Below are 5,416 nucleotides of genomic sequence, written 5' to 3'. Positions count from 1 at the left end.
GCGCATTCAGGAAGATCGAATCGGCCGCCAGCACCGCGAAGCGATCGGCATCGGTGTCAAGCTCGGCATTCGGCCGCGGCATCAGCGCCGGCGACAGCCGCGCCGCCACCAGCGCATCGATGCCGACCACATGCACCGGCACGCGCTGCCCTTGCGCATCGAACGCATAGGTGTCGAGTTCGACGATCGGGCTTGCGATTGCCACCTGGGCCAGCGTCGCCACGCGCCCGTAGAGCCCTTCGTCGAAACCGCCGCGCTGGCCGCGCAGCTCGAAATCCGGTTCGCCGTTGACGGCCCGCACCGCCGAGCTGAACTCGCCAAGCGCCGACTGGTTGATCAGCTGCACCGAGAACGCGAGCGCGACGCCCAGCATCACCGCGAGCAGCGCGGCCAGGTTGCGCCACGGGTGGTGCCGCAGCTCCGGCCAGGACAGGTGGCGCAGCAGCGACAGCACGTCAGCCACTCATCCCGGTCGGCGTCAGCGTCAGCACGCGGTCGGCCCGCGCCGCCGCTGCGCGCGAGTGCGTCACCAGCACGCAGGCGGCGCCCTGTTCGCGCACCTGCGACGACAGCAGGTCCATCACCCGCTCGGCGGTGGCCGGGTCGAGGTTGCCGGTCGGCTCGTCGGCCAGGATCAGCTGCGGCCGGTGCACCAGCGCGCGGGCGATCGCGACGCGCTGCAACTGCCCGCCGGACAGCGTCTGCGGCAGCCGCGCGCCGAGCCCGTCGAGGCCGACGGCTCTCAGCAGCTCGGCCACGCGGGCGTCGTCCGGCCGGTGCTGCAGCAGCAGCGGCAACCCGACGTTGTGTGCCACCGTGAGGTGCGGCAGCACATGGAAGGCCTGGAACACGAAGCCGAGGTGGGCGCGGCGGAACAGCGCCTGCTGCGTGTCGTCGAGCGCGGTGATCTCGGTGCCGGCGATGTGCACCGAGCCGGCGTCCACCGTGTCGAGGCCGGCCAGGCAGTTCAGGAAGCTCGATTTGCCGACGCCCGATTCGCCGAGCACCGCGACGAACTCGCCGGCTTGCAGCGCGAGGTCGACGCCGGCGAAGACCGGTGTGTCGCCATAGCGCTTCGCGAGCCCGTGAACCTCGAGCAACGGGCTCACCGCCGCACTCATGCGGCCAGTCGCAGCGCGCACTCGACCGCACGCTCCAGTGCATCCGGCGCGTCGCAGGCGATCACCTGCCGCTGCGGCATGCCGCGCAGCCAGGTGATCTGCCGCTTCGCGAGCTGCCGCGTCGCCGCGATGCCGCGCTCCGGCAGTTCGCTCAGGTCGTCCTCGACCAGCGCCTCCCAGGCCTGCCGGTAGCCGACGCAGCGCATCGACGGCATGTCGGCATCGAGGTCGCCGCGCGCCTCGAGCGTGCGCACCTCGTCGACCAGTCCGTCTTCGAGCATCTGGTGGAAGCGGGCTTCGATGCGCTGGTGCAGCCAGGCGCGGTCGGTGGGCTCCAGCGAGATCAGCGGCGGCAGGTCGCGCGCCGGCTTCTCGCTGTGGAACGACGAGATCGGCTGGCCGCTGACGCGGTAGACCTCCAGCGCGCGCTGGATGCGCTGCTGGTCGCCCGGCTTCAGCCGCTTGGCGGTGACCGGGTCGACGCGCTGCAGCTCGCGGTACAGCGCATGCAGGCCCTCGCGCTCGCACTGCGCGTCGAGCGCGGCGCGCACCGTGCGGTCGGCGGCGGGCATCGCGTCCAGGCCCTCGAACAGCGCCTTGAAGTACAGCATCGTGCCGCCCACCAGCAGCGGCAGGCGGCCGCGCACATGGATCTCGGCGATCAGCCGTTCGGCGTCGCCGACGAAGCGCGCGGCCGAGTACGCCTCGCTCGGCTCGATGATGTCGATCAGGTGGTGCGGCACCACCGCGCGCTCGGCGGCGCTCGGCTTCGCGGTGCCGATGTCCATGCCGCGGTAGACCAGCGCCGAGTCGACGCTGACGATCTCGACCGGCGTGCCGCGTGCGGCCAGCGCCTGCGCGATCGCGAGCGAGGCGGCGGTCTTGCCGGAGGCGGTGGGGCCGGCGAGGCAGAGGTAGTTCAGGGAAGCTGTCATCGGGAAAGGGTCGTCTTGAATTGTTCAGGCGGCCTGCGTGGTAGTGGCGGTGGGGGTGGCGGCAGGCCGCGGCGGCTCGCCATGCCGCTGCACCAGCGTCCAGGCGACGGTGGCCACGCCGATGCTGCACAGGCCGATGCCGAGCGTCAGCGGGTAGACCGTGCCGTCCAGGTGCTTGCCGAGCCACAGGCCGACGGCGAGCGCGCTGAGCGTCATGCCGAAGCCCGACAGCGAGGCGGCAGTGCCGGCCTTCTCGGGGAACGGGCCGACCGCGCCGGCCTGCCCGCAGGGTTGGTGGATGCCGTGGCCGATCGCGTACAGCCACTGCGGCAGCACGATCGCCCACACCTCGTGCACGCCGGCCAGGCTGAGCGCGGCCATCGAGAGGCCGCCGCCGAGCGTGAAGCCCCCGCCCACCGCCACCGTGCGCCGCAGGCCGTGCGAGCCCAGCAGGCGCCGGCACAGCAGCGTGCCCAGCGTGTACGCCAGCGAGTTGCTGAGCATGATCACGCCGTAGCCGACGCGCGAGGTGCCCAGCACCTCGATGAACACGAACGACGAGCCGGCCAGCAGGAAGAACAGCCCGCCGTAGGTGAACGCCGACAGCGCGGCCCAGGCCTGGAAGGTGGGATGGCGCACGACGCTGCCCCAGTTGCGCAGCAGCGGGCCGAGCCGCGTCGCGCCGGCATTGCGCGCCGGCACCGTCTCCTCGAAGCGCCAGGCGATGAAGGCGAGGGTCAGCGCACCGAACACCGCCGGCGCCATCAGCGCCGCATGCCAGCCCAGGTGCTGCGCGAGCAGGCCGCCGATCACCGGGCTGGCCATCGCGATCACGCCCAGGCCGGTCAGCGCGCGCGACATCACGCGTGCGCCTTCGTGCGGCGCATACAGGTCGCGGATGATCGAGCGGCCGCAGGTCACCGCCGCCGCCATCGCCGCGCCTTGCAGCGCGCGCCACCACACCAGCCAGCCGATCGACGGCGCGAGCGCGCTCAGCACGCTGGCCACCGTGTACAGCGCGAGGCCTGCCAGCAGCACCGGCCGGCGGCCGAAGCGGTCGGCCAGCGGCCCGCACACCAGCTGGCCGACGCCGAAGCAGATGATCAGCGCCGACAGCGTCAGCTGCGCCGCCGACACCGGCGCCTCGAGCGCGCGGGTCAGCATCGGCAAGGCCGGCAGGTACAGGTCGGTCGTGACCGGCYGGATCCCGAGCAGCAGGATCAGCGAGAGCACCACGACGGCGGGGCTCATCGAATGGCGGGGAGAGGTCACGGCGGGCGGAGGAGGGGATGGGCGCGGCGCGACACGCACCGACGCAGACCCGGAGCCTATCAGGCTCGCGCGCCGGGGGCCGGCTTGCTACGATGGCCTTCCCCTGCCGGAGATCCGCATGCGCCCCGCCACCCGCCTCCTGTCCCTATTGCTGTCCGCCAGCCTGGCCCTCGCCGGCCTGCCGGCGCATGCGGTGACGATCAGCGCCGAGCAGGTCGCCGAGAGCGAGGGCGTCACCAGCGGCGCCGTGCAGCGCGAGCGCCTGCTGGCGGCGCTGGAGCGCGAGGACGTGGCCCGCGTGCTGGCAGAACGCGGTGTCGACCTCGAGCAGGCCCGCCTGCGCGTCGCCGCGCTGAGCGATGCCGAGGCCGCGCGGCTGGGCGCCGAGATCGACCGCGCGCCCGCGGGTGCCAACGACGTCGTCGGCTCGCTGATCTTCGTGCTGGTGCTGCTGCTGATCACCGACATCCTCGGCTACACGAAGGTGTTTCCGTTCACGCGGCCGATCCGTTGACGCGATGCGCGCCGCGCTGCTGGCGCTGAGCGTCGTCCTCACCGGCTGCGCGGTGCAGACCGCTGCGCTGCGCGCGCACCCGCCGGCCGGGCTGCCGCCGGTGGTCGAGCTGCACGCCACGCCGTTCTCCCCGCAGACCGACCACCGGTGCGGCCCGGCGGCGCTGGCCACCGCGCTCGGCGCGGCCGGCATCGCAGCCGACCCGGCGGCGCTCGCCGACGAGGTGTTCGTGCCTGCACGCGCCGGCAGCCTGCAGACCGAGATGCTGGCCGGTGCCCGCCGCCACGGCGCGGTCGCGACGCGCATTCCCGGCGAGCTCGACGCGCTGCTGCGCGAGCTGGCGGCCGGCCATCCGGTCGTCGTGCTGCAGAACCTGGGGCTGTCGTTCGTGCCGCTGTGGCACTACGCGGTCGTCGTCGGGCACGACCTGCCGCGCGGCGAGCTGCTGCTGCGCTCCGGCCGCACCGAGCGCGAGCGGCTGCCGCTGTCGACCTTCGAGCACACCTGGGGCCGCTCCGGCTTCTGGGCCTTCGTCGCGTTGCCGCCGGGCGAGTGGCCGGCCACCGCGCACGCAGAAGCTGCCATCGAGGCCGCCGTCGGTTTCGAGCGCAGCGCGCCACCGGCCGTCGCGGCCCGCGTGTATGCGTCGGCGCTGCAGCGCTGGCCCGGCACGCTGAGCCTGCAGATCGGCTGGGGCAACAGCCTGCGCGCGAGCGGCGAGGTGGARCGGGCGGCCGATGTGTTCCGCGCCGCGGCCGAACAGCACCGCAGCGCGGCGGCCTTCATCAATCTGTCTGACACGCTGATGGCGCTCGGCCGTCGCGACGAGGCGGAGCAGGCCGCGCGGGCCGCGCTCGCGCTGCACGACCGCTGGCAGGCGCAGGCGCAGCAGGCGCTCGACGAGGCCTTGCAAAAGCCGACGAAAACCGCCCGCTGACCCACGCATTCCAGGGGGCGCAGTTTCACTCAGATGGGGGGTCGTCCCGAGGGTGTCGCGACGCCCTTTGACTTTACATTGCTTCACTGGAAAGACACGGAGGATCACAGGCCGCACTTGGGCGGGCTCGACTCCCTTGTCGACGGCGTCGTGCGATGAGCCCAAATCCCTGGTTGCAACGGTTCACTCCCCGCCCCGCGGCGCGAGCCCGGCTGTTCTGCTTTCACCATGCCGGTGTCGGCGCCGCGGTGTATCGCCCGTGGCTCGCCGGCCTGCCGGCCGAGCTGGAGCTGGTCGCGGTGCAACTGCCCGGCCGCGCGAACCGGCTCGACGAGCCGCCGATCGACCGCATGCCGGCCTTGATCGATGCGTTGCTGCCGGCGCTGCGCCCCGAACTCGACGACAAGCCGTTCGCGTTCTTCGGCCACAGCATGGGCGCCGTGCTGGCGGCCGAGGTGGCGCGTGCGCTGCAAGCGGCCGGCGCGCCGGTGCCTTCGCAGCTGATCGTGTCGGGCCGCCGGCCGCCGCACTGGCCGGCCGCCGATGCGCCGCTGCACCGCCTGCCCGACGAGGCCTTCATTGCCGAGATCCAGCGCCGCTACGGCGGCATTCCGGCCGAGGTGCTGCAGCATGCCGA

At 73.0% G+C, this 5,416-nt stretch carries 6 protein-coding genes and 1 pseudogene; 3 read left to right on the top strand and 4 right to left on the bottom strand.

What is annotated here, in order from left to right:
- The 4 genes and pseudogenes from AC1D12_RS23580 to AC1D12_RS23565 form a co-directional block, all read right to left on the bottom strand.
- Window positions 1-454, bottom strand: a pseudogene (locus AC1D12_RS23580) (ABC transporter permease); the annotation flags it as partial.
- A gap of 1 nt (window position 455) precedes the next feature.
- Entirely contained in the window at window positions 456-1,121 is a 666-nt protein-coding gene (locus tag AC1D12_RS23575; protein WP_477825385.1) for an ABC transporter ATP-binding protein, read from the bottom strand.
- A complete protein-coding gene (gene miaA / locus AC1D12_RS23570; protein ID WP_477825384.1) occupies window positions 1,118-2,056 on the bottom strand; it encodes a tRNA (adenosine(37)-N6)-dimethylallyltransferase MiaA in 939 nt (312 codons plus the stop codon). The genes AC1D12_RS23575 and miaA overlap by 4 nt, the downstream gene beginning before the upstream one ends.
- A gap of 24 nt (window positions 2,057-2,080) precedes the next feature.
- Complete coding sequence (locus AC1D12_RS23565) at window positions 2,081-3,307, bottom strand: multidrug effflux MFS transporter (RefSeq protein ID WP_477843219.1); 1,227 nt, start codon at window positions 3,305-3,307, stop codon at window positions 2,081-2,083.
- Between the two features lie 139 nt (window positions 3,308-3,446).
- Here AC1D12_RS23565 and AC1D12_RS23560 point away from each other — a divergent pair, with 139 nt between their 5' ends.
- From AC1D12_RS23560 to AC1D12_RS23550, 3 genes are all read left to right on the top strand, one after another.
- Complete coding sequence (locus tag AC1D12_RS23560) at window positions 3,447-3,842, top strand: PA2779 family protein (RefSeq protein WP_477825383.1); 396 nt, start codon at window positions 3,447-3,449, stop codon at window positions 3,840-3,842.
- 4 nt (window positions 3,843-3,846) lie between these two features.
- Window positions 3,847-4,779 (top strand): PA2778 family cysteine peptidase, encoded by a 933-nt coding sequence (locus AC1D12_RS23555; protein WP_477843217.1) that lies wholly within the window; start codon window positions 3,847-3,849, stop codon window positions 4,777-4,779.
- 155 nt (window positions 4,780-4,934) lie between these two features.
- Window positions 4,935-5,416 (top strand): thioesterase II family protein (locus tag AC1D12_RS23550; RefSeq protein WP_477843215.1); only part of this gene is annotated, 482 nt, incomplete at its 3' end.

Source organism: Rhizobacter sp. P1_G5, from assembly GCF_056405435.1.
Note: the sequence above shows the minus strand (reverse complement) of the source record. Positions and strands in the feature narration are given on the sequence as shown.